The 22,687-nt window shown below is 57.3% G+C and carries 22 protein-coding genes; 16 read left to right on the top strand and 6 right to left on the bottom strand.

Annotated features, from left to right (window positions below; translation table 11 throughout):
• The 14 genes from ACR0D9_RS14875 to ACR0D9_RS14810 form a co-directional block, all read left to right on the top strand.
• Positions 1-387 (top strand): hypothetical protein (locus tag ACR0D9_RS14875; protein WP_480488061.1); only part of this gene is annotated, 387 nt, incomplete at its 5' end.
• Positions 388-476: 89 nt separating this feature from the next.
• Positions 477-1,277, top strand: coding sequence for a transporter substrate-binding domain-containing protein (locus ACR0D9_RS14870; protein ID WP_480483375.1), 801 nt, complete (start codon positions 477-479; stop codon positions 1,275-1,277).
• Positions 1,278-1,349: 72 nt separating this feature from the next.
• Positions 1,350-2,012 carry an amino acid ABC transporter permease gene (locus ACR0D9_RS14865; RefSeq protein WP_209507537.1) on the top strand — a complete coding sequence of 221 codons (663 nt, stop codon included), beginning with the start codon at positions 1,350-1,352 and terminating at the stop codon, positions 2,010-2,012.
• 11 nt (positions 2,013-2,023) lie between these two features.
• On the top strand, positions 2,024-2,686 hold the full coding sequence (locus ACR0D9_RS14860) for an amino acid ABC transporter permease (protein WP_480539233.1): 663 nt from the start codon (positions 2,024-2,026) through the stop codon (positions 2,684-2,686).
• Positions 2,683-3,405: an amino acid ABC transporter ATP-binding protein gene (locus ACR0D9_RS14855; protein WP_480539231.1), complete on the top strand. Its 723-nt coding sequence runs from the start codon at positions 2,683-2,685 to the stop codon at positions 3,403-3,405. Before ACR0D9_RS14860 ends, ACR0D9_RS14855 begins: the two co-directional genes overlap by 4 nt.
• A gap of 37 nt (positions 3,406-3,442) precedes the next feature.
• Positions 3,443-4,402: a dihydrodipicolinate synthase family protein gene (locus ACR0D9_RS14850; RefSeq protein ID WP_480539229.1), complete on the top strand. Its 960-nt coding sequence runs from the start codon at positions 3,443-3,445 to the stop codon at positions 4,400-4,402.
• The gene (locus tag ACR0D9_RS14845; RefSeq protein WP_480539227.1) at positions 4,393-5,325 is read left to right on the top strand and encodes a 4-hydroxyproline epimerase; all 933 of its coding nucleotides are present in this window, start codon (positions 4,393-4,395) and stop codon (positions 5,323-5,325) included. The genes ACR0D9_RS14850 and ACR0D9_RS14845 overlap by 10 nt, the downstream gene beginning before the upstream one ends.
• Before the next feature lie 66 nt (positions 5,326-5,391).
• Positions 5,392-6,642 (top strand): NAD(P)/FAD-dependent oxidoreductase, encoded by a 1,251-nt coding sequence (locus ACR0D9_RS14840; protein ID WP_480488057.1) that lies wholly within the window; start codon positions 5,392-5,394, stop codon positions 6,640-6,642.
• Between the two features lie 15 nt (positions 6,643-6,657).
• Positions 6,658-7,758, top strand: coding sequence for a cis-3-hydroxy-L-proline dehydratase (locus ACR0D9_RS14835; protein WP_209597474.1), 1,101 nt, complete (start codon positions 6,658-6,660; stop codon positions 7,756-7,758).
• Between the two features lie 8 nt (positions 7,759-7,766).
• Positions 7,767-8,792 carry a trans-3-hydroxy-L-proline dehydratase gene (locus ACR0D9_RS14830; RefSeq protein WP_480488056.1) on the top strand — a complete coding sequence of 342 codons (1,026 nt, stop codon included), beginning with the start codon at positions 7,767-7,769 and terminating at the stop codon, positions 8,790-8,792.
• A gap of 226 nt (positions 8,793-9,018) precedes the next feature.
• Positions 9,019-9,699: a GntR family transcriptional regulator gene (locus ACR0D9_RS14825; RefSeq protein ID WP_480483392.1), complete on the top strand. Its 681-nt coding sequence runs from the start codon at positions 9,019-9,021 to the stop codon at positions 9,697-9,699.
• Between the two features lie 71 nt (positions 9,700-9,770).
• Entirely contained in the window at positions 9,771-11,285 is a 1,515-nt protein-coding gene (locus ACR0D9_RS14820; protein ID WP_480488052.1) for an aldehyde dehydrogenase (NADP(+)), read from the top strand.
• 298 nt (positions 11,286-11,583) lie between these two features.
• Complete coding sequence (locus tag ACR0D9_RS14815) at positions 11,584-12,510, top strand: FecR family protein (RefSeq protein ID WP_480539225.1); 927 nt, start codon at positions 11,584-11,586, stop codon at positions 12,508-12,510.
• A gap of 45 nt (positions 12,511-12,555) precedes the next feature.
• The gene (locus ACR0D9_RS14810) at positions 12,556-14,775 is read left to right on the top strand and encodes a CHASE2 domain-containing protein (RefSeq protein WP_480539223.1); all 2,220 of its coding nucleotides are present in this window, start codon (positions 12,556-12,558) and stop codon (positions 14,773-14,775) included.
• A gap of 83 nt (positions 14,776-14,858) precedes the next feature.
• Here the strand turns inward: ACR0D9_RS14810 and ACR0D9_RS14805 are convergent, their stop codons facing one another.
• The 6 genes from ACR0D9_RS14805 to ACR0D9_RS14780 all read right to left on the bottom strand — a co-directional run bounded on the left by ACR0D9_RS14805 (position 14,859) and on the right by ACR0D9_RS14780 (position 20,880).
• Positions 14,859-15,854 (bottom strand): ABC transporter ATP-binding protein, encoded by a 996-nt coding sequence (locus ACR0D9_RS14805; protein ID WP_480483400.1) that lies wholly within the window; start codon positions 15,852-15,854, stop codon positions 14,859-14,861.
• Positions 15,851-16,885, bottom strand: a complete 1,035-nt coding sequence (locus ACR0D9_RS14800) for a Gfo/Idh/MocA family protein (RefSeq protein ID WP_480539221.1) — start codon at positions 16,883-16,885, stop codon at positions 15,851-15,853. Before ACR0D9_RS14800 ends, ACR0D9_RS14805 begins: the two co-directional genes overlap by 4 nt.
• Positions 16,882-17,721 (bottom strand): carbohydrate ABC transporter permease, encoded by an 840-nt coding sequence (locus ACR0D9_RS14795; RefSeq protein WP_267366204.1) that lies wholly within the window; start codon positions 17,719-17,721, stop codon positions 16,882-16,884. The genes ACR0D9_RS14800 and ACR0D9_RS14795 overlap by 4 nt, the downstream gene beginning before the upstream one ends.
• Positions 17,722-17,733: 12 nt before the next feature.
• Positions 17,734-18,648: a carbohydrate ABC transporter permease gene (locus tag ACR0D9_RS14790; RefSeq protein ID WP_267366203.1), complete on the bottom strand. Its 915-nt coding sequence runs from the start codon at positions 18,646-18,648 to the stop codon at positions 17,734-17,736.
• A gap of 66 nt (positions 18,649-18,714) precedes the next feature.
• On the bottom strand, positions 18,715-19,968 hold the full coding sequence (locus tag ACR0D9_RS14785; protein ID WP_267366202.1) for an ABC transporter substrate-binding protein: 1,254 nt from the start codon (positions 19,966-19,968) through the stop codon (positions 18,715-18,717).
• A 24-nt stretch (positions 19,969-19,992) separates the two neighbouring features.
• Positions 19,993-20,880, bottom strand: coding sequence for an N-acetylmuramic acid 6-phosphate etherase (locus tag ACR0D9_RS14780; protein WP_480483407.1), 888 nt, complete (start codon positions 20,878-20,880; stop codon positions 19,993-19,995).
• Between the two features lie 166 nt (positions 20,881-21,046).
• Here ACR0D9_RS14780 and ACR0D9_RS14775 point away from each other — a divergent pair, with 166 nt between their 5' ends.
• Positions 21,047-21,925 (top strand): glucosamine kinase nucleotide-binding domain-containing protein, encoded by an 879-nt coding sequence (locus tag ACR0D9_RS14775; RefSeq protein WP_480539219.1) that lies wholly within the window; start codon positions 21,047-21,049, stop codon positions 21,923-21,925.
• Positions 21,922-22,677 carry a GntR family transcriptional regulator gene (locus tag ACR0D9_RS14770; RefSeq protein ID WP_209507520.1) on the top strand — a complete coding sequence of 252 codons (756 nt, stop codon included), beginning with the start codon at positions 21,922-21,924 and terminating at the stop codon, positions 22,675-22,677. The genes ACR0D9_RS14775 and ACR0D9_RS14770 overlap by 4 nt, the downstream gene beginning before the upstream one ends.
• The last annotated feature ends 10 nt before the right edge of the window (positions 22,678-22,687 follow it).

The following is a 22,687-nucleotide window of genomic DNA, read 5'->3' as shown; positions in this document are numbered from 1 at the left end:
TCTACCAAAGCATCGAAAAACAAATGGGACGAGAAAAACTCAACCAACTCCTCGACCTGCTCGAAGAACTACAAGCCGTCAAAGTCTGACCGAACGCGCATTTGGCTGCGCGGGTCAGCATTGCCGCTTTTCTTTGAAAGACACAGGCTGGAGTTGCCTGGGCGACCGCACACTCCCATCACAAAAGGTATTCCGTCTCAAGCTGAAATCTCCCCAGCCTCTGAGCACAATGCACCTTCACGTTTGACGACGGGCCACGTTCAGCCAAAAACCTCCAACTCCAGTAGCACATGGTGTCAAATCCATTTGGCCGCCAACGAACGAGGGCCTTCCACGCGGGCCAAGTCAGTCATTTCAATCACATCCAAGAGCCACGACACCTTTTGAAAGCTGGCTTTTCCTGCTCAACAAAATACTGGATGTTGGATACAATATCCTCTATAGCTGCGCGTATCGATTGATTCAGGGAGGATCACATGCTCAAGAAACTCGCCGCACTGGCGGCCCTCACCACTATCACCACAGCTCCTGCGATGGCGGACACGCTGGACGATGTCGTAGATCGCGGGACATTGCGCTGCGGAGTTGTGTTGGATTTTCCGCCAATTGGGTATCGCGACGCGAATAACGAACCGGCAGGCTTTGACGTCGAATACTGCAATGATCTGGCCGCCGCACTTGAAGTTGAGGCCGAAATCCTGCCGTTGACCTGGGCCGAACGCCTGCCAGTGATCGTCACCGGACGCGCAGACGTTGTGTTCGGAGCAACCTCGGACAGCCTTGAACGGGCGCGGACGGTGGGCTTTACCATTCCTTACGCCATCTATTATGCGCAGGGTGTCGTGAATGCCGAAAGCGGCATTGAGACCTTCGAGGATATCCGTGGCAAGCGCGTGGCCGCCGCGATCGGCACCGTGCCCGAGCAGGAATGGCTGAAGATCGCCGCCGAATGGGGCGAAGAAGGCAATTACCAGGGCTACCAGTCCGAGAATGAGGTTTTCCTGGCGGTGGCTCAGGGCAAGGCCGATATCGGCATTACCACAAACACTGCCGTGCTGCCGATTACCCAGCAATATGACACTGTTGTTGCCGGCCCTCGCATGCCATGGACCACCGACTACACTTCGGTTGTAGGCAAGCGCGAAGATGTCACCTGGCTGAACTTCCTGAACCTGTTCGTGACCCACCAGGTGCGATCGGGCCGCTATCAGGAGCATTGGGGTAAATATGTCGGCGGCGAAGCGCCTGAGCTGCGCATTCCCGGCGTAATGTACTGACCCTTTCCTACTCCATGCTTTCGTCCGGCTATGGCCGGGCGAAAGGACCGGTAGATTGCGTGAGGAACACCCGTGTTCGACTATAACTTCCATTGGCGGCCGGTGATGAAAAGCCTGCCGGACCTGCTTGAGGCATCGCTGCTGACGATACAGGTTGCCGTGCTGGCAATGGTCCTTGGCATTATCATCGGACTTTGTCTGGCGCTGACGCGGCTGCACCTGAAAGGTCCGCTTTACTGGTTCGCCTCAGCCTGGGTCGAACTGGCGCGCAATACTCCGGCGCTGTTCCAGCTGTTCTTTTTCGGCTTCGGGCTTGGTGCCTTTGGCCTGCATCTATCGCCGTACTTCATCGTGCTGGCCGGGCTGACATTCAATTGCGCCGGTTATCTGGCTGAAAACTTCCGTGGCGGCTTTCAGGCCGTCCCCGAGACACAGCTACGCGCGTCCCGATCGCTGGGCATGACCGCGTGGCAGGCTTACACACGCGTCGTGATTCCGCAGGTGTTTCGCATTGTCTATCATCCGATCACGAACCAGATGGTCTGGGCTGTTCTAATGTCGTCACTGGGTATGCTGGTCGGCTTCCGGGAACTGTCGGGCGAGACGCAGTTCTTTGCCTCGCGCACTTTCCGCATCTTTGAATATTTCGCCGTCACCGCGGTCATTTATTACGTGATCGTCAAAATCATCCTGCTTGCCTCGCGCCTGCTGGCGTCCCGGCTTTTCCGCTACTGAAGGAGGCACAGATGCAACCCACTGTCAGCTTTTTCAGCGGCTTCAACATCAACGATCTGTGGTTTCTGGGCGAAGCCGCGCTGCGAACGCTCTGGATTTCAGTGCTTTCGATTTCCATTGGAACGGTTTTTGGCGTGGTGTGCGGTTGGCTTCTGTACGAGGGCAAACTGGCAGCGACCCTGACGTTGGCTCCGGTTCTGGATATTTTCCGGTCGGTCCCTCTGATCATCCAGCTGGTGCTGTTTTACAACTTTGCACCTATTGTCGGGCTCAATCTGGACCCGTTAGCCTCGGGCGTGGTGATCCTGTCCATCTACACGGCAGCACTGGTTGCGAATGTGGCGCGCGGCGGGATTGAAGCCGTTGGTGATCCGATGCGCCGCGCCGCGCGCAGCCTGGGCATGACCTATTGGCAGGATCTGCGATATGTCGTCTTCCCGATTGGTGGGCGCGCGGTGTTCCCTGCATGGGTCGGGGTCGCGCTGGGTGTGATGAAAGACAGCGCGCTGGTCTCGGTTCTGGGCTATGTTGAACTGCTGAAAGCCAGCCAGATCCTGATCACCCGCACGCAGGAACCATTCCTGATCCTGACAATCGCTGGCGCGTTCTATTTCGCGCTCAGCTATCCGATTTCGCGGTATTCCGCGTCGCTAGAAAAAAGGTGGGCCCAATGATCGAAATTCGCGACCTGCACAAATATTTCGGATCGCTGCATGTGCTGAAAGGCATCGATCTGGATGTGCAGAAAGGAGAAGTTCTGTCGGTGATCGGTGCGTCAGGCTCCGGCAAATCGACCCTTCTCTATTGCATCAACGGACTGGAACCGATCCAGCAGGGATCGGTCAAGGTTGATGGCATTGATGTTCATGCAAAAGGCACCGACATCAACAAGCTGCGCACAAAGCTGGGGATGGTGTTCCAGCAATGGAACAGCTTTCCGCATCTGACCGCACTGGAAAACGTTGCGTTGGCCCCGAAGATTGTCAAAGGCAAGTCGAGGGACGAGGCGCGTGACATTGCCGCAAAGCAGTTGACCCATGTCGGGTTGGGCGAGAAGCTGAACGTCTTCCCCTCGGCCTTATCGGGTGGTCAGCAGCAGCGTCTTGCAATTGCCCGCGCGCTGGCGATGGAGCCGGAATACATGCTGTTTGACGAAGCAACCTCGGCGCTGGATCCTGAACTGGTGGGCGAAGTTCTCGACACGATGCGGCTTTTGGCCGAAGAAGGGATGACGATGATTTGCGTCACGCATGAGATGGGTTTCGCTCGAGATGTATCAGACCGGGTTGCTTTTTTTCATCAGGGCGTGATGGAAGAGATCGGCCCGCCCGCCCAGATTTTTAACGAAGCCCAATCTGAACACACCCGCAAATTCCTGGCGAATGTGCGATAAAAGCCCCCGCCCCAAAACAATTAGGAAGGTTACCTTCATGTCCCAGAATATCTTCACCGGCACCATGCCAGCCCTGATGACCCCCTGCAAACCGGACCGGACACCGGATTTCGACGCGCTGGTGAAAAAGGCCAAGGAAATGATCGCAGCGGGTATGTCTGCCGTGGTCTATTGCGGCTCGATGGGCGACTGGCCTCTCTTGTCGGATGCCGAACGGATGGAAGGTGTCGAACGTCTGATCGCGGCCGGACTGCCCGTTGTCGTCGGCACAGGTGCGATAAATTCGAAATCCGCCGTGGCGCTTGCCGCGCATGCGCAAAAGGTTGGAGCGGCAGGGCTTATGGTGATCCCGCGTGTATTGTCGCGTGGATCGTCCATCGCGGCGCAGCGTAATCATTTCAAAGCGATCCTGTCGGCTGCACCTGATATTCCGGCAATCATCTATAACAGCCCGGTTTACGGCTTCGCGACGCGCGCCGATCTGTTCCTGGAATTGCGCGCAGATCATCCCAACCTGGTTGGGTTCAAGGAATTCGGTGGCAAAAGCGATCTGCGCTATGCGGCGGAACACATTACCTCGAAGGATGATCAGGTTACACTGATGGTTGGTGTGGACACCGAGGTCTACCATGGCTTCGTCAATTGCGGCGCCACCGGTTCGATCACAGGGATTGGCACTGCCCTGCCGAAAGAAGCACTGCTGCTGGCTGCCCTGTGCCAGAAAGCGGCGGCCGGTCATGCCGAAGCGCGCCTGCGCGCGCGGGAACTGGAAGAGGCCTTTGGTGTGCTGGCCAGCTTTGACGAGGGCACCGATCTGGTGCTGTATTACAAACACCTGCTGGTCCTGAACGGCGAAGAGGAATACCGTTTGCACTTCAACGAAACCGACGAGTTGACGGATGCCCAGCGCAACTATTGCGAACAGCAATACGACCTGTTCCGCACTTGGTTTACTGATTGGTCCGGCCAGGGCGGAGTCATTGCTGAATGCATGTGATTGACAGTCACACCGGGGGAATGCCTACGCGGGTGATCCTCGACGGCGGCCCCGATCTGGGGTCCGGCCCGCTGGCAGAGCGTGCACGACGCTTGGCTACCGAGCATGAGGCGTTCTACAAATCCATCTTGCTGGAGCCGCGGGGGCAGCCCGGAATGGTGGGGGCGCTTCTGGTCGCGCCCGAAGATCCAGGGTGTGAGACCGGCGTGATCTATTTCGATGCGGATGCCGTTCTGGGCATGTGCGGGCATGGCACCATCGGTTTGAGTGTCACTCTGGCCCATATGGGTCGGATCCGGCCCGGCACGCACCGGGTGGAAACGCCGGTCGGGGTCATCTCGGTGGAGTTGCTGGACGCCAATACCGTGCGCGTCACAAATGTCGAGAGCCGTCGCGTGCGGGCAGCTGTGCAGATTGAGGTTGACGGCCATGGGTCAATCACCGGCGATCTTGCCTACGGTGGGAATTGGTTCTTCATTGTCGACCCCAGCCCGATCCCGGTGAACCCGGGAAACATTCGTGTGTTGACCGATTTGACCATCGCCATACGTGAAGCCTGCATCGCACAGGGGGTGCGTGGTGAAAACGGGGAACTGGTCGACCACGTGATCCTACAGGATCAATCCCCCAACAAGGATGTTCACAGCCGTAACTTTGTACTGTGCCCGGACAATCAATATGACCGGTCGCCCTGCGGTACCGGCAGTTCCGCGCGCCTCGCCTGTCTGGCGGCAAACAGGGCGCTGGCCGCCGGGGAAAAGATTGTGCAGGAAAGCGTGATCGGCAGCCCCTATGTGCTGAGCTACCAACCCGGCCCGAACGGAGGTGTCATTCCCACCCTGACCGGGCAGGCGCATATCATGTCGGAAGCCAGGTTGATTTTCGCGCCGAATGATCCGTTCCGAGATGGCATCGCGTTTTGAAATCAAGTTCGGGGACAGACGCTGTTCGATCCCCGACCCCGCACCACGATTTGAGAACCTGTAACCATGCAGCATGATACCAAGACGGACATAGTTGTGATCGGTGCTGGCATCATTGGCATCAGCGCTGCGCTAGAGTTGCAAAAGCGGGGAAGGCAGGTGCTTGTGCTGGACCGTGAAGGCGTTGCAGCCGAGGCGTCAAAGGGCAATGCCGGGGCCTTTGCCTTTACAGATATCGTGCCGCTTGCAACCCCGGGGATCATGCGCAAAGCGCCAAAATGGCTGCTTGATCCGTTGGGGCCTTTGTCGATCCCGCCCGCTTATGCGCTGAGTATTGCGCCGTGGATGCTCCGGTTCTGGCGGGCCAGTTGGCGCGATCGTTATGCAGCCTCACTATCCGCACAAGCCGCGCTGATGAACCACAGCCGTGCGGCGCTGGAGCGTCAGATCGAGCATGTAGACGGCGAGGCGCTGATGCAGCGCGAAGGCCAGTTGCAGTTGTTCGAGAGTGAGGGCGAATTCCGTGCCAGCCTGCCCACCTGGAACCTGCGCAAGGACCATGGCATCCCGTTTGATCTTCTGGACAGCCCGGATGCTATTGCCGAAATTCAGCCCGGGCTGAACCGGCGATTTACCCATGCGGGTTTTACCTCGACATGGATGAATACCGTCGACCCTGCCCGCTGGACCGAGCATCTGGCGGCACAGTTCATCGCGCGCGGTGGGCAGGTAAAGATCGCAGGGATCACGGCACTGAAACCAACCGATGACGGCGTGCGCCTTGACACGGACAACGGCGACATTTCGGCAGGTCAGGTGATTGTTGCCGCCGGAGCCTGGTCACACCAGCTGGCCAAGACCCTGGGGGATCATATCCCGCTTGAGACCGAGCGGGGTTATAACACGACCCTGCCCGAAGGCGCTTTTGACCTGCGCACTCATCTGACCTTTGGGGGGCATGGGTTTGTGGTAACCCGGATCAACGGCGGCGTGCGCATCGGCGGTGCAGTCGAACTGGGTGGATTGAAGCTGGCCCCGAATTACCGGCGCGCTGACACGTTGCTGGCCAAGGCCGGGCGCTTCATGCCAGACCTGAACCTGGAAGGCGGCACGCAATGGATGGGCTTTCGCCCATCACTGCCTGACAGCCTGCCAGTGATTGACCGATCTTCGCGCGCACCACACGTACTTTATGCCTTTGGCCATGGTCATCTGGGGCTGACCCAATCCGCAGGCACGGCCGAACTGGTGGCCGATCTGGTCACTGACGCCAAGCCGGTGCTCGATGTGTCACCTTTCTCATCCACACGCTTCTAATCTGGAGAACACCTTATGAAAATCACCGGGCTGAACGTATATCAGGTCGATCTGCCGCTGAAAGAAGGCCGCTATAGCTGGTCCAACGGCAATTTTGTCGAAGTGTTTGACAGCACCGTTCTGGAAATCATTACGGATGAGGGGTTGAAGGGCTATGCAGAATGCTGCCCGCTTGGCTCGGCCTATCTGCCGTCTTTCGCGCTCGGCGTCCGGGCCGGGCTGGCAGAGCTGGCCCCGCATTTGATCGGGCAGGACCCACTGAATATCGGTCAGATCAACCGCACGATGGATGCGGCATTGCGGGGTCATCCCTATGCCAAGGCTCCGGTGGATATTGCCTGCTGGGATCTGCTGGGCAAGGCCACGGAACAGCCGCTTTACACCTTGCTGGGGGGCGCTGCGCAGGACGATGTGGTGCTTTATCGCGCGATCAGTCAGGAAGCACCTGAGATCATGGCCAAAAAGATCGAAGGCTATGCCGCCGAAGGCTACACCAAGTTTCAGCTCAAGGTAGGTGGCGAGGCCAATGACGACATTGACCGTATCCACGCCACCCGCGCCGTTCTGAAAAAGTCGGACCTGCTGGTTGCGGACGCCAATACCGGCTGGACCCGGCACGAGGCCGCACGCGTGGTGGGCGCGATTTCGGGTCTGGATGTCTATGTGGAACAGCCTTGCCTGACCTATGAGGAATGCGTGTCGATCCGCCGCCGCACCGCGTTGCCTTTTGTGATGGACGAGGTGATCGACACCCCCAACACGCTGGTCCGCGGCATTGCCGAAGACGCAATGGATGTGATCAACCTGAAGATCTCGAAAGTCGGAGGGTTGACCAAAGCCCGCCTTATGCGTGACCTCTGCGTGGCGCACGGCATCCCCATGACGATCGAAGACACCTGGGGTGGTGACATCACCACCGCAGCCATTGCACATCTGGCCCGTTCAACGCCGTCCGAATTCACATTCTCTGCCACGGATTTCAACTCTTACGGCACCGTGGACATTGCCGAGGGTGCGCCAAAGCGTGTCAACGGCCGGATGACCGCACCCGCCCGTCCGGGTCTGGGTGTTACACCGATTTTCGACGCTCTGGGCGAGCCTGTCGCACAATATTGAGAGATCCGATGCGGAGCAGCAAAACCGTTCATGTCATTTCAGCCCATGCAGAAGGCGAAGTAGGGGATGTTATCGTTGGGGGCGTCGCCCCGCCACCGGGCGACACCTTGTGGGAACAGCGCAGCTTTGTCGCCGGCGACCGGACGCTGCGCAACTTCGTTCTGAACGAACCTCGGGGCGGTGTTTTCCGTCATGTCAATCTTCTGGTGCCCCCGAAACACCCCAAGGCGGACGCGGCTTTCATCATTATGGAACCCGAAGACACACCGCCCATGTCCGGCTCGAACTCGATATGTGTTTCAACCGTATTGCTGGATGGCGGGATCATTCCGATGCAGGAACCCGAAACTCATATGGTGCTTGAGACCCCAGGCGGGCTGGTTCATGTCCGCGCAGAATGCAGCGGTGGCAAAGCGCAACGCATTTTCGTGCAGAACCTGCCCAGCTTTGCCGACAAACTGTCCGTCCCGCTTGAGATGCCCGGATTGGATACGATCATGGTTGATACTGCTTATGGGGGTGACAGTTTTGTCGTGGTCGATGCAAAGGCATTGGGATTAGAAATTGTCGAACATGAGGCCCGTGACATTGCCCGATTGGGGGTGAAGATTACCAATGCAGCCAATGAACAGCTTGGGTTTTCGCATCCTGAAAACCCGGATTGGGACCATATCTCATTCTGTGCTTTCTGCGGCCCGCTGAGCCAGACCGAAACCGGATTGACCGGAAAATCTGCCGTGGCGATCCAGCCCGGCAAGGTTGATCGGTCGCCTACGGGTACAGCGGTTTCCGCACGCATGGCGCTGATGGCTGCAAAAGGGTTGATGTCGCCGGGTCAGACATTCGAGGCAGTCTCGATCATCGGATCACGGTTCACCGGTCGGATTGTCGATACCACCGAAGTGGCGGGCCGTGCCGCGATTGTCCCCGAAATCAGTGGGCGCGGCTGGATCACCGGCATTCACCAACACATGCTTGACCCGGATGACCCCTGGCCTGGCGGGTATCGCTTGTCGGACACCTGGGGTGTCTGACTAAACAGTGCATTGGCCGCGCCCGCTCTCAGGGAAAGGCAGTTACAGAAGGTTCCATTCGCTCTTGGTCTTACCTCGCTGTCTCAGCAGGGTTGAATCACCATGGATATTGGATGCATTATCAAGCGGAGTGTCCTTAATCAGCTTTCTGGGTGGCCGAGTCGCGGCTCAGCTTGGAATAACGCCGGTAACCGGTAGCTGTACCCAAACAAGTGGCAGGAAAGATATGGCAGGAAAGCGCGCGATAACCAAGCAAAGCCTACCAGATGTCATCGCGAACGATCTTCGTGAACGTATTCTGAACGGTGAACTTGCCGAAGGTGAAGCTATTCGTCAGGAAGCTCTGGCCGAAGAATACGACGTATCTCGGATGCCCATCCGCGAAGCCCTAAAGCGTCTGAACGCTGAAGGCCTGATTCAATGGGCCAATAATCGGGGCGGATCAGTTACCAAACACTCATTGAACGAGATTGGAGAAATATTCGACCTTCGAATGCTTATTGAAGTCGATCTTTTCCGCAGAGCCATTCCGCAGATGACATCTGCCGACTTTGCACGATGCAACGAGATATTGACGCAGATGGAAGCGTCTTATGACGAGAATGACGTCAGCAAGTGGGGGATCCTGAACTACCAATACCACTCCGCCCTTTACGCGGCGTCGCAGAGGAAACTGACGAATGAATTGCTGGACCGCGTCAATCTGCAATCAGACCGCTATGTCCGAATGCATTTGAGCGTGATGAAGCAGCGGGAACCCGCGAAAAAAGAGCATCGAGAGCTGTTGAAACTGGCGCAAGCAGGGAACGTTGACGAAGCCTGTAACATGCTGATGCGGCACATCCGGCGAACAAAGGAACAGCTGCTGGAGATGATCGTAGCAAAACGCGCCATGGAGGAGACCTAACAGGGTGCTTGATTGTCTCTCTTAATTGGATACATTATCCATAGATTCAGAATCGTAAATATGGAACCTTAATGACCTGCTCCCCCCATGGTAAGCACCTCATCGCTGGAAACTGGCTTTCAGGTGACACGTTTTTTCAGTCACAGCCCGCTTTTGGACCGTCACACAGTTTTTCGGTGGGGCGCCTTCAGGATGTTGACGCGGCTGCGGAAGCTGCCGAAGAAGCGTTCTGGAGCTATGGTTTTTCGACCCGGGAAGACCGCGCGGCATTTCTGAATGCCATCGCAGATGAGATCGAAGCCCGCGCCGAGGCGATTACTGAAATCGGTTCGCAGGAAACCGGCCTGCCCGAGGCCCGTCTGCAAGGAGAGCGGGGTCGCACATCGGGCCAACTTCGCTTGTTTGCCACACATATTCTGAGTGGTGAGTATCTGGATCGGCGTCACGACGGCCCGTTGCCAGACCGCTCGCCGCTGCCGCGCCCGGATCTGAAAATGATCCAGCGCCCAATTGGCCCTGTCGCCGTATTCGGTGCTTCGAATTTCCCTTTGGCCTTTTCAACCGCAGGCGGCGACACCGCGGCCGCCTTGGCTGCTGGGTGTCCCGTTGTCGTAAAAGGGCACAGCGCCCACCCGGGTACCGGTGAGATCATAGCCGAGGCTATACATGCTGCCATCGAACGCTGCAAAATTAATCCCGGTGTCTTCAGTCTTATTCAGGGGGGTGACCGGACCGTGGGTTCCGCTTTGGTACAGCACCCGCTGATCAGGGCTGTCGGGTTCACTGGCTCATTGGCTGGTGGTCGGGCACTGTTCGATCTATGTGCCGCACGTCCTGAACCAATCCCGTTTTTCGGTGAACTTGGCTCGGTCAACCCGATGTTCATTCTCGATGCTGCTCTGACGAACCGGGGCGACAACATTGCTCAGAACTGGGCAGGGTCGCTGACCATGGGCGCAGGTCAGTTCTGTACCAACCCCGGGGTCGCCGTTTTGCTGGCGGGTGCAGCAGCGGACCGCTTCGCCGAAACCACGCGAACCGCCTTGTCAGAAACACCCGCGCAGACCATGCTGACCGACGGCATCGCCGACGCTTACCGAACTGGTCAGGCAAGGATCGCCAATACAACAGGTGTGCAGGAGGTTCTGACCTCGATGTGTGACCAACGCACCGCGTCCCCGTACCTGTATCGTACCAATGCTGCGAACTGGCTGGAAAACCAAACCCTTGGTGAAGAGGTTTTTGGCCCGCTGGGCGTAATAGTGACCGCCGAAACGCCTGACGAAATGCGGGCCGTCGCACACAGTCTGCAAGGTCAGCTGACCTGTACCCTGCATATGGATGATGCGGACATGGACACCGCGCGTTCCCTGATGCCGATCCTCGAGCGCAAGGCCGGGCGTGTGCTGGCCAATGGCTTTCCCACGGGCGTCGAGGTCTGCGACAGCATGGTGCATGGCGGCCCCTACCCCGCTTCGACCAATTTCGGTGCTACCTCGGTTGGCACATTGTCAATCCGGCGGTTCCTGAGACCCGTGTGTTACCAGAACATGCCGGACGCATTGTTGCCCGAACAATTCCTCTGAGTTTTAGGATAAACACATCCATAACGTCATGGCTCATCGCGGGGCAAGCGATGAGCCGGGTGCCCATTGCTCTCATTTGATGGAGGCTACACTTCGGCCTGTTAAGTGGGGAGGCTCACGTCGGACTTAACGCAGAAATTCACGATCAAAAAATCTCTTGCTACAAATACACACCATAATGCATAAATATTGCTAGCATTTTAGAGTAATTGAATAAGAATAACACATTTCTGGGGGCAAAAATCGAGCTTGGCGCGCTTCGCGCTTACTTAGACCCGTTGGGGGAAGGGGCTATGGTTTGGCTTGGTTAAAGATTGTGTTGGTTGTATTTGTTGTCGCGCTCATGCCGGTGCAGGCCCTTGCCAACATCGGAACTGTCATCAGCGCCAAACAAGGCGCTCAGATCATTCGCGCCGGAAACACTCAGCCTGTCATATCAGGAATGGATGTGGTGTCGGGCGATACGATTTCTACAGATCACAGCGGTTTGGTTCAGATCGTTTTTGTGGATGAAACCAAAATTGCCGTTGGCCCCAATGCGCATATGGTGTTGGACGTGACCATGCTTCAGAGCAATCGAAAAGCCAAAAGCTTTGCCGTGCAAGCACTTGGTGGCAGCTTTCGATTCATTTCCGGCAAGAGCAGAAAAAGAGCCTATTCGATCAAGACCCCGACTGCGACAATGGCAGTTCGTGGCACAACCTTCGACATGTGGGTCGTATCACAAACCCAAAGCGCAATGCTTGTCCTGCACGGGACGGTTCAAATGTGCAGTGCACAGGGGTCTTGCAGGTCCACAGGCCGCGTATGCAGCATGTATGCCACCAGTGGAGGCGGAGCAGTCGGGCGACCTGCTGATCAGGCGCAGTATGACCAGGCGCTGAAATCTGGTTTCCCTTTTGTTCAGTCGCAGGAAGGCCTGCTGCCTCCTTTGCAGGTACGTGTTGAGGGGTGTTCTGGCGAAGGTGCGCCCGTGCAACAGGCCAAAATCGACAGGGCCGACATTCGCAGAACTGCGCCCCAGCCGCGCCCAGTCAGCGTCGCAGCGCCGCCAACCCCCCCGTCAAACCCAGAGCCAGAAGTAGAACCAGAACCGGAGCCGGAAGAACCAGAACCAGAACCAGAACCGGAAGAGCCTGATCCGGAACCCGAAGAACCTGATCGAGAGGAACCAGGTCAGGAAGGTCCTGAGCAGCAAGAATCAAATAGTGAGCTGTTCCGGTAGCGTTGTCGAAAAAGCGGAAATGGACTCACTTGTCCGGAGAACGACGTGAGCGACGAAAAGCGCAAAACCAGGACGGGGAAATGGGCGTTCCGCCTTGTCGGATTGTGTCTGATCCTTGTGGGTTGTTTCATCCGGGTCATGGATCCCTATCCGGTGCGAATGACCCGTCTGATCTATTTCGACGTTCTGCAAAGGTCATCCCCGCGTGAGTTCAATCCTGACCTCCCCATACGGGTTGTAGATATTGACGAGGCCTCTCTGGCCAATTGGGGGCAATGGCCCTGGCCTCGAACACTGGTGGCGCAGATCGTTCAAAATCTGGGTGAATATGGCGCTGCGGCCATCGCATTTGATATGTTGTTCGCTGAGCCTGACCGGTTTTCCCCCTCACGGCTTTTGAACGATCCGTCTTTGGCAGGGGTTCTCACAGTGGAACGGCACGCTCGGAAGCTCGACAATGATGTCTTGCTTGGGATGGAAATCGCTTATTGGCCGGTCGTTCTTGGGACTGCCGCACGTTTGTCTGCTGAAGGAAATCCTATCTCTGCAAAAGCAGGTATCATTGAGTTCGGGGAAAATCCCGCCGCGGGTCTAATTTCAGTTCCTCATTGGACGCCAATTGCGCCTCCGTTGGACCGGACTGCGGCAGGTATTGGTGGGGTCAACGTCTCGCCCATCGGCGGAACCGGTATCATGCGCCGCGTGCCGGTTCTTTGGCGCGGGCCAGATGGGCTGTTACCGGGTCTGTCGATTGAAGCCCTGAGAGTTGCCTTGGGCGAGACCAATATCATGGCCGAAGGTGCGCAGGACGAAACAGGCATCATGTTGGCGGTTGAGGTCGGGGGATACCGGATACCAACGACAGAAAACGGCGAGATTTGGCTGAGATACCGGCGCGATGCGCCCGAGCTGTATATCTCGGCCAACGATATCCTCAAAGGTTCGGATGATGCGGACGTTCGGGCGGAAGTTGAGGGGCGGATCATCCTGATCGGAACGTCGGCTGCCGGTTTATTCGATATGCACCAGACGGCGCTTGGGGAAAGCGTTCCCGGTGTTTCGATTCATGCCCAGGTTCTGGAACAGGTGTTGACCAACGAAATGCTAAGTCGCTCGGACGTGACCGCAGCGCAGGAAATGCTTGCCTTCGCCTTTCTCGGGCTTGTCGTGATTGCCGTCATGTCCAGTTTCGGTGCGGTTGCATCTTTCATTGCAGGCGGTGTCGCCGCCGCTGCCGTTCTGACAATCAGTTGGCTGGTTTTTCAAAACCAGTCGGTACTGTTCGACGCCACATTTCCGCTTGTCGGTGGCATAGCAAATTTCGGGCTGCTGGCAGGATATCTTTTCCTGTCTACCGAACGGGAAAAGCGCAAAATCCGGAAAGTCTTCTCTCATTACGTCGCCCCGGAAATCCTTGATGAGATGGAAGCCACCGGGCATCAGCTGCATTTGGGAGGAGAGACGCAGGATATCACGGTGATGTTTTCCGACATCCGGGGTTTCACACCTCTGTCTGAATCCGCATCTGCCACCGAGCTGGTCTCACTGCTGAATGCGCTTTTTTCCAGTATCGGCGATCAGATACTGGCTGAACGGGGAACCATCGACAAGTTTATCGGCGACGCCGTTATGGCGTTCTGGAATGCGCCTCTGCCTGTCGCTGACCACCCGTGCCGGGCTTCATTAGCCGCGCTGAAAATGCGGCGAGCTTTGGCAGAGTTCAATGAATCCGACATCATGCGAAACCGCCCCCCTATCGCGCTGGCAACGGGGCTTGCCACCGGGCAGGCCTGCGTCGGCAATATCGGCTCGCAGAAACGGTTCAACTACACGGTTATCGGTGACGTCGTGAATGTCTCAGCACGGATCGAACAATGCTGTCGAACAGTCGACTATGACATCGTCGTTTCCAACGGTGTCCATGAAATCACGAATGGGGAGCTGGCCATGTTAGAGGCCGGGCATGTTGATCTGAAAGGCAAAGCCAACCCGGAACCCGTCTTTGTTTTGGTGGGCGATCAGGCCCTGTTGCAAACAGCGGCATTCCAGGATCTCAGGGCTGCACATGCGGAGCTGATTTTGGCGATCACAAATCGACATCCAAACAGCTTGGTCAAGACCTTGTGCCTACAGTGCGAAAATCTGGCTGAAGACATCGAGCCCGGCTTGCGTCAGTTCTACAGGGCGCTGCCCGGTCGTGCCGCTGACTTCCGGTCGAACCTACCGTCCGGGCAATTTATGTTCACACGCCACAATCTTGGTTAACCAGTCACGTTTTCCGGCGCTTGCCCTCTTTGGGTCACGCTCACACCGGAACAAACTGATGCAAGACGGGCTGAAAATTATCGTTACTGTAATCTCTGCCCGTCATTCCCGAAGTAATATGCACGGTTGGGATCAAATCCGAATTGTACATCGTCACCTGGGGCAATTGCGTGCTGGCCAAACAATCGGACCGTGATTGGCACATTGCTGGTTTGCAGAATGACATTGGTATCACCGCCCAACTGCTCAACATGCGAAACGGTGCCGGCGATCGGTCCGCCGCTTTCCAGGCGGATGTCCTCCGGGCGCAGCCCCAGTTCGCGCGCATCGCCCGGGGTCAGGTTGTCCGCAGGCAGAAAATTCATGGACGGTGAACCAAGAAAGCCCGCGACAAAGCGGTTTGCCGGGTTGTTGTACAGCTCCATCGGGCTGCCGACCTGTTCCACCCGTCCGTCGCGCAGCACCACAATCTTGTCGGCCAGTGTCATCGCTTCTGTCTGATCGTGCGTGACATAAATCATCGAGGCCGAGAGTTGCCTGTGCAGATTTGCGATCTCGATCCGGGTGTTCATGCGCAAAGCAGCATCAAGATTGGAGAGCGGTTCGTCGAACAGGAACAGCTTGGGTTGGCGCACGATGGCGCGACCGATGGCAACACGCTGGCGCTGCCCCCCCGACAGTTCGGATGGGTAGCGGTCAAGGTAGGGCTCCAACCCCAGCATCCGGCTCGCCTCGGCGACGCGCTCGTCGATCACGGCTTTCGGCTGGCGTTCCTGTTTCAGGGCAAGGGTCAGGTTGCCGCGTACATTCAGGTGCGGATAAAGCGCGTAGCTCTGGAACACCATGGCGATGCCACGTTTCGAGGGCGGGGTCAGATTGACCTGCTCGCCAGCAATTCTGATCTCACCCGATGTGGCATCTTCAAGCCCTGCAATAACGCGCAGAAGAGTGGACTTGCCGCATCCGGAGGGGCCGACAAAAACCACAAACTCGCCGTCCTCAACCTCAAGATTGATGTCCTTCAGGACCTCTACATTGCCAAAGGATTTGTGAATGTTTTTCAGTGAAAGGGCGGTCATTGGCGGGTCTCCTCAAGAGAAACGGGTTGGCCAGTGCGGATGCTTTGATCAGCGGCCAGGCAGATGGAAAGGGATTGTACGGCGTCGGACATATGGCGGGTCAGGTCGATATCCTCGGCGATGGCGTGCAGCATATAGGCTTGTTCAGCATCGCACAGTTCCTGATGGCCGGGTTCATCAGGCATGTCGATAATCCTGTCGCCCTGCGGCGTGTGAACCAGAAGACCACCAACCTTGGTGTGACCATCGATGTCTGCGGACGCGCCCTTGTTTCCGTCGGTGATCGAAACAGACCCGTTGGGCGAGACAATGTCCTTCACAAAAAACGCGGTTTCGGACATCATCGGACCCCAGCCAGCCTCGTACCACCCGACCGATCCGTCGTCGAACACGACCTGAAACTGGCCGTAATTGTACATGTCAGGCGCGATTTCATCCGACAGGCGCAGACCCATGCCATGAACGCGAAGGGGGTTTGCGTCGGTGATCTGGCACATCACATCGACATAGTGCACACCGCAATCCACGATGGGCGATGTGGTCTGCATCAGGGCCTTGTGCGTCTCCCACTCAGAGCCCGAGGATTGTTGATTCAGGTTCAGACGGAACACATAGGGGCCACCCAGAGTGCGAGCCTCGGCGATCAGACGCATCCAGGATGGGTGGTGGCGCAGGATATAGCCCACCACCAGCTTACGGTTTAGCCGCGTTGCTGTTTCGACCACACGCTGCGCATCGGCAACGTTGGTGGCGAGCGGTTTTTCGACAAACACATGCGCACCCGCCTCCATCGCGGCGCAGGCGTAATCCGCGTGACTGTCCGAGTAGGTCGCAATCACAACCAGATCGGGTTTGGTTTCGGTCAGAGCGGCCTCAAAACTTGAATACACCGGATAGCGCGTCAGATCAGGGTGATCTACGCGGCCGGATCGGTTCACCAACCCGACAATCTGCGCGTCCGGGTGATGGAGATGTGCCAACGCATGGCTCAGCCCCATGTTCCCAAGGCCTGCGATCAGGACGCGGGTCATTTCACCGCTCCTGACGTGATGCCGCGAATGAGCTGTCGCGAGAAGATCACATAGAGGATCAGCACCGGCAGGATCGCCATTGAAAGGGCTGACAGGACCGCGTTCCAGTCTGTCACAAACTGACCGATGAAGACCTGGCTTCCCAGCGTCAGTGTCTTGGTCTCTTCCGCGGGGGCCAAGATCAGCGGAAACCACAGATCGTTCCAGATCGGGATCATGTTGAATACGGCAACCGTTGCCATTGCCGGACGCACCAGCGGCAACACAAGCCGAAAGAAGATTGTGTATTCACTAAGGCCGTCAATGCGGCCCGCATTCTTGAGGTCGTCACTCACCTGTTTCATGAACTCACTGAGGATGAACACCGCCAAGGGCAGGCCCTGCGCCGTATAGACAAGGATCAGCGCCCACAGGGTGTTCACCAGCCCGGTCGCCACCATCATTTCCAGGATGGCCACAGTGCCGATGCGGATCGGGATCATGATTCCAAGCGCCAGGTACAGACCCATAAGCATGTTGCCCTTGAACCGGTACTCACTCAGCGCATAAGCCGCCATTGCGCCAAACAGCAGGACCAAAGTCAGGGATGCAACGGTCACAATCAGAGAGTTTTGGAAATAAAGGAAGAAATCCCCCTGTTTCATCACTGTCTGATACCCGATCATCGAAAAACTGTCGGCATCGGGCAGCGCCAGCGGTTCGCGAAAGATCGCCTTGCGGGTCTTGAAGCTGTTGATCAGGATCACGAAAACCGGAAACAGTGCGATCAGCGTATAGAAGATCAGTGCACCATGCATCGCGAAGGTGTTTAGCGGGTTGGAGCGGGCCTTGTTCATGTCATCTGCTCCTTACAGCTGGTACCGGCGCATCCGGGTCTGGATGCCGAAAAGGTAGACACAGACACCCAGCAGGATGATTGCAAACATCGCACCAGCGATGGCCGAACCCATATGCGGATCACCCAATTGCAGCTGGAAGCCAAAGAATGTGCGATACATGAAGGTGCCAAGAATATCGGTCGAGAAGTCAGGCCCCGCCAGAGCGCCCTGTGCAGCATAGATCAGATCGAAGGCGTTGAAATTGCCGACAAATGTCAGAATTGAGATGATCCCGATCGAGGGCAGGATCAGCGGCAGCTTGATTTTCCAAAAGGCACTTGTACCGGTGATGCCATCCACTTCCCCGGCTTCCAGGATTTCCTCAGGGATCGATAGCAAGGCCGCGTAAATCAGCATCATTGGGATACCGACAAACTGCCAGACCGAAATCAGCGCCAGAGTGGTCAAAGCGTATTCCTCCTTTCCCAACCACGGGGCAAAGAGGGATTTCAACCCAACCGCATCCAGCATCGAAGGAGCGATGCCCCAGATGGGCGACAGGATCAGTTTCCATGCAAATCCGACGATCACAAAGCTCAGGATTGTCGGAATGAAGATCGCCGACCGATAGAGCACCGCAAATCGCAGGCGCGGATGGCTGAGCAGCGCTGCCAGCGCGATGCCGATGGGGTTCTGCACCAGCATGTGAATCAGAAAGAACCAGAAATTGTTGCCCAGCGCATTCCAGAACTGTTCCGACCAGATCGGATCGAAAAACAGCGTTTGAAAGTTCTGCAGTCCAACAAAAACGCGGCTCTGGTCGACCTCAGAGTAAAGGGCCAGACGGAGCGTATTGAACAGGGGAAAGATCATCACCGCTGTGTAGACAAGTACGGCTGGTGCCAGAAACACGACAATATGCCAGCGGATGCGGGGGCGGGTCATGGGGAGCGCTTTCGATGGAATGCTTGGCGTACCCGGGCAACTCATGCTGCCCGGGTATGGTTCAGCTTACTGATGTGGTGCGTACCACGAGGCGAGGCCCGCCTGTAGTTCTGCACCCAGCTCTTCAGGCGACTTGGCACCTTTGATCGCGGCAACGGATGCGCCCCAGGTCTCGTTCTCGAGGTTTGGTGTGCCGCGCGACAGAATTTGATAAGTCGAGCGGATGGTCGATTCACATTCTTCACGCCAGCCGACAATTTCCTTGGCCAGCGGGTCCTGCAACTCGACCGGAGTGCTCGACAGCGGGAAGAAGCCGGGAAGAGCGTTGCCGAAGATTTCAGCAAACTCGGGGCTTGCGACCCAGGTCAGGAATGTTTCAGCGGCCTCAGGATTCTTTGTGGCCGCGTTCATGCCGATGCCAATATCCGTGTGGTCCGAGATATAGCAGGTGTCACCTGCGTTCTGAACCGGCGGCTTGAAAGCGCCCATTTCGAAATCGGCTTGTGCGTTGAAGCCGGAAATCTCCCATGATCCCGCAGGATAGATGGCTGCGCGGCCCAAAGTGAAGATGTTCTGGCTGTCGGGATAGGTCTGTGCTTCGTACCCGTCACCCAGATACGCACCCCAGCGGGCCAGCGTTGCATAAGGGGCTGTCCAGGCTTCATCGGTCAGCTTCTGTTCACCTGCGATCAACGCCTGACGACCTTCTTCACCCTTCCAGTAGTTCGGCCCGATGTTATTGTAACCCATCGTGGCAGCTTCCCATTGGTCGTTGGTACCCATCGCCATTGGGATGTAAGTGCCGTCTTCCTTGATCTTGTCCAAAGCGGCAAAGAACTCGTCTTCTGTGGTCGGCACTTCGAGGCCCAACTCGGCAAAAGCGTCCTTGTTGTAGATGAAGCCGTGAATAACCGATGCCATCGGCACGCAGAAGCTGGCCGAACCGTCATCCGTCTGCCAGGCAGACTTTGCAACGTCCGAGAAGTTGTTCATCGCCTCGACCGAGGACAGATCGGTCAGGTGACCGGCCTCATAAAGCGCCAGCGAAGCATCGAAGGGGCGGCAGGTAATCAGGTCACCGGCAGACCCCGCATCAAGTTTCGAGTTCAAAACCGCGTTGTATTCTGCCGGGGCAGACGGCGTGAACTGGACTTTGATGCCAGGATGCTTTGCTTCAAAGGCCGGGATGATCTGGTCCTGCCACAGTGTCAGGTCATCGTTACGCCAGCTTTCGATAGTCAGCGTGACGTCCTCGGCATAGGCGGCAGAGGCTAACAGCGTCCCACCAAGCAAGGCCAGTTTCAGGCTATTACGTTTCATTGTACTCTCCCATTTGGTTTGCAGTTATTTATCAGGTGTCAGTGCCGCGCTCAGAACTCCGCCCGTTTCTTTCAGGCGCACATTGGCTGCCGCCAGTGAAACGCCGCGAGCGGCGATGAGAATGGCGGATTTGGTGTCTCCTTGCGCTTCAGCCAAGGCGTTTTGGGCGGTGCCTGCATCAACTCCGGCGATCCGGGCGACGATGCCGGTCGCACGCGCCCGCAGCTTTGCGTTGTCTGCTCGCAGGTTGACCATCATGCCCTCGTGAACATGACCCAACTTGATTGCCATAAGGCTGGACAGCATGTTCAGCGCGATTTTCTGGGCTGTACCGGCGCCCATTCGGGTTGAGCCTGAAATCAGTTCAGGCGGGGTGGCAAGCAGAATCGCGTGATCGCATTGCGCCAACAGCGGGCTGCCCGGGTTGTTGGCTATCCCGATCGTGCTGGCACCCGCAGCACGCGCAAGTCGCGCGGCCTCAAGTGTATAGGGGGTGGTGCCACTGGCAGAGACAGCAATGACCGTGTCGCTGCGCATAAGCCCGGCCAGCCCTTCGACCAGCCCGTCGGTGTCATCCTCGGTTCCACCGGGCATATGCGCGGATTGCGGCAACCCTCCGGCCATCAGGATATGGACTTGGTTTTCGTCGATGCCGAAAGTACCGCCCAGTTCCATTGCATCAGCCGCAGCCATCAGCCCCGAAGACCCCGCCGCCGCGTAATACAATGAACCACCTGATGCCAGACTGCGGGCCATGGCGTCGGCACCGTCGCAAATCGCACGCAGGGCACCCTGCGGGGCACCGGCCGCTTCCTGCTGACCCCTGGACAGGGCCAGCGCCGCCTCTTCCAGCGGTCGGTTACCCAAATCGTATGCGTCCGGGTGGAGTTGTTCGGTGATGTGTGGCAGCACGTGTTTCTCCTCGTTGCCAGAAAGCATACCTATACAATACCATTTGTCCACTAATTTTTTTTCAGCCGCTATTGGCCTTATAATTCAACGTATTTTCGATCTTTCCGCCCTTATTGGATTTATTTTGGCATTTACAGTTCAACATAGGCATTATATAGGTATCATCATGCTTAGGTCGAAAAACAACCCTATCATCGCAGCAGACGGCGGCGGAACGAACTGTCGGATCGCCTATGACGATGGCCAGCAGCGACTGGTGGTCGAGGTTGGCCCCGCCAACGTCGCCAGCGATTATGACGGCGCGATTGTACGGCTGAAAGACGGCCTGAAGATGCTTGCGACCAAGCTCAGTGTTCAGCCCGAGACCCTGAAGCCGATACCGGCGTATTTTGGACTTGCGGGAGTTACAGGTGATCAGATCGCCCAGCGGGTGGCGGCGGATTTGCCGTTGGACAGTATACTGGTCGAGGATGATCGCCACCCTGCGCTGGCGGGTGCGCATCAAGCAACCGACGGTGCAATCGCCCATTGCGGAACGGGTTCGTTTCTGGCCCTGCAATCGCAAGCCGGCCGACGCTTTGCCGGTGGCTGGGGCTCTGTTCTGGGGGATGAGGCCTCTGCTCAGTGGATTGGGCGCAGAGCGCTTTCCGTTACGCTGGATGCATGGGACGGGCTGGTGCCAAAATCCAACCTGACTGAGGGCTTGCTGAACGCATTTGGCAGTACAAGCGGTATTGTCGCTTTCGCGGCCGCGGCACGACCACATGAATTCGGCCAGATCGCGCGACAGGTGACAGCGGCAGCGAGGTCAGGGGACGAACGGGCGGTTTCGCTTATGCACGAAGGTGCTGCGCATCTTTTGCAAGCACTGGAAGCAATGGGCTGGACCCCGGCCATGCCATTATGCCTGACCGGGGGTATTGGCCCTCACTATGAGGCGTATCTGCCGGATCGTGCGCGTGGCGCAGTAACAGAGCCCAATGGTGCGCCTATCGACGGGGCCATCGCGTTGGCCCGGGCTTTCCAAGTGGAGCATTCGGCATGAACGCGGCATCTTTTCTGGCTTCTGACGACTGGCTCGAGAACGGCGGCGGGCCGCGCTATGTCCGGCTGCGCCAGCGGCTGGAAGAAGGCATCGACGCTGGAGTCCTTCCCCCGAATTCCTCATTACCGCCCGAGCGCGAGATCGCCGAGATCACCGGCCTGTCCAGGGTCACCGTGCGCAAGGCCATTCAGGAACTGGTGAAACAGGGCGCAATCGTACAGCGGCAGGGTTCCGGGTCTTTCGTACGGAACGCCGCGCCGAAATTGGAACAATCGCTTTCGCATCTGACGTCTTTCAGTGAGGACATGCGCCTGCGCGGTATGGAATCAACCTCCAAGTGGTTGGAACGGGGCGTTTTTCTACCATCACCCGAGGAAACGGCGGTGCTCGGGCTGCCCGCTGACGGACAGGTGGCCCGCATTTGCCGCCTGCGAGAGGCTGGCGGGCGCCCCATGGCAGTCGAACGTGCCTCGTTGCCATTGGACATTCTGCCAAACCCGCTTGCCGTGCGCGACTCACTCTATGATCTTCTGGAAGAAAACGGCTGCCGACCTGTTCGCGCCATCCAGAAGATTTCCGCCGTTAATCTTGAGGCTGAAGATGCAGCTCTGCTTGGTGTCGCCGAAGGCGCGGCGGGGTTAAGCATCCAGCGGATTTCCCATCTGGAAGGCGGGCGCGTCGCCGAGTTCACAAAATCCAACTATCGCGGCGATGCCTATGACTTTGTGGCTGAGCTGCGACTTACTCCATGATCTGCGATTC

This window comes from Ruegeria sp. AK11, from assembly GCF_056541095.1.
This window is presented reverse-complemented; position numbering and strand designations above follow the sequence as displayed.

Coding starts and splice junctions, on each gene's coding strand:
- ACR0D9_RS14870 (WP_480483375.1), top strand. CDS start 477: ATGCTCAAGAAACTCGCCGCACTGGCGGCCCTCACCACTATCACCACA.
- ACR0D9_RS14860 (WP_480539233.1), top strand. CDS start 2,024: ATGCAACCCACTGTCAGCTTTTTCAGCGGCTTCAACATCAACGATCTG.
- ACR0D9_RS14855 (WP_480539231.1), top strand. CDS start 2,683: ATGATCGAAATTCGCGACCTGCACAAATATTTCGGATCGCTGCATGTG.
- ACR0D9_RS14850 (WP_480539229.1), top strand. CDS start 3,443: ATGTCCCAGAATATCTTCACCGGCACCATGCCAGCCCTGATGACCCCC.
- ACR0D9_RS14845 (WP_480539227.1), top strand. CDS start 4,393: ATGCATGTGATTGACAGTCACACCGGGGGAATGCCTACGCGGGTGATC.
- ACR0D9_RS14840 (WP_480488057.1), top strand. CDS start 5,392: ATGCAGCATGATACCAAGACGGACATAGTTGTGATCGGTGCTGGCATC.
- ACR0D9_RS14835 (WP_209597474.1), top strand. CDS start 6,658: ATGAAAATCACCGGGCTGAACGTATATCAGGTCGATCTGCCGCTGAAA.
- ACR0D9_RS14830 (WP_480488056.1), top strand. CDS start 7,767: ATGCGGAGCAGCAAAACCGTTCATGTCATTTCAGCCCATGCAGAAGGC.
- ACR0D9_RS14825 (WP_480483392.1), top strand. CDS start 9,019: ATGGCAGGAAAGCGCGCGATAACCAAGCAAAGCCTACCAGATGTCATC.
- ACR0D9_RS14820 (WP_480488052.1), top strand. CDS start 9,771: ATGACCTGCTCCCCCCATGGTAAGCACCTCATCGCTGGAAACTGGCTT.
- ACR0D9_RS14805 (WP_480483400.1), bottom strand. CDS start 15,854: ATGACCGCCCTTTCACTGAAAAACATTCACAAATCCTTTGGCAATGTA.
- ACR0D9_RS14800 (WP_480539221.1), bottom strand. CDS start 16,885: ATGACCCGCGTCCTGATCGCAGGCCTTGGGAACATGGGGCTGAGCCAT.
- ACR0D9_RS14795 (WP_267366204.1), bottom strand. CDS start 17,721: ATGAACAAGGCCCGCTCCAACCCGCTAAACACCTTCGCGATGCATGGT.
- ACR0D9_RS14790 (WP_267366203.1), bottom strand. CDS start 18,648: ATGACCCGCCCCCGCATCCGCTGGCATATTGTCGTGTTTCTGGCACCA.
- ACR0D9_RS14785 (WP_267366202.1), bottom strand. CDS start 19,968: ATGAAACGTAATAGCCTGAAACTGGCCTTGCTTGGTGGGACGCTGTTA.
- ACR0D9_RS14775 (WP_480539219.1), top strand. CDS start 21,047: ATGCTTAGGTCGAAAAACAACCCTATCATCGCAGCAGACGGCGGCGGA.
- ACR0D9_RS14770 (WP_209507520.1), top strand. CDS start 21,922: ATGAACGCGGCATCTTTTCTGGCTTCTGACGACTGGCTCGAGAACGGC.